We start from the raw sequence: 233 nt of genomic DNA, 5'->3' as shown, positions 1-233 counted from the left end.
GCGTAGACGCCCGGCACCGTGGTCTGCTTGAAATCGTCGACCCGCAGGTAAGGCCCCAGCAAGCCCTCGTCGAAGGCGCAGCCCAACTGCATTGCCAGCGGGCTGGCCATGTGCACGCGGCTGGCGACGAACAATGCATTGACCAGCAGGCGGCGGCCATCGGCCAACTGCACCGCGTCGATGCGTGGCGCCGAACCGAGCAACTGCGTCACCGGGGTGCGCTCGATGCGCAC

Annotated in this window: 1 pseudogene; it reads right to left on the bottom strand. The window is 67.8% G+C overall.

Annotated features, from left to right (window positions below):
- Window positions 1–233: pseudogene (locus tag SB751_RS35605) on the bottom strand (NAD(P)/FAD-dependent oxidoreductase); the annotation flags it as partial.

The sequence above is a fragment of the Cupriavidus sp. SIMBA_020 genome (assembly GCF_046535395.1).
Classification (GTDB): Bacteria; Pseudomonadota; Gammaproteobacteria; order Burkholderiales; family Burkholderiaceae; genus Cupriavidus; species Cupriavidus campinensis.
The sequence above is the reverse complement of the archived record's forward strand: the minus strand, read 5'-3'. Positions and strand labels throughout refer to the sequence as shown.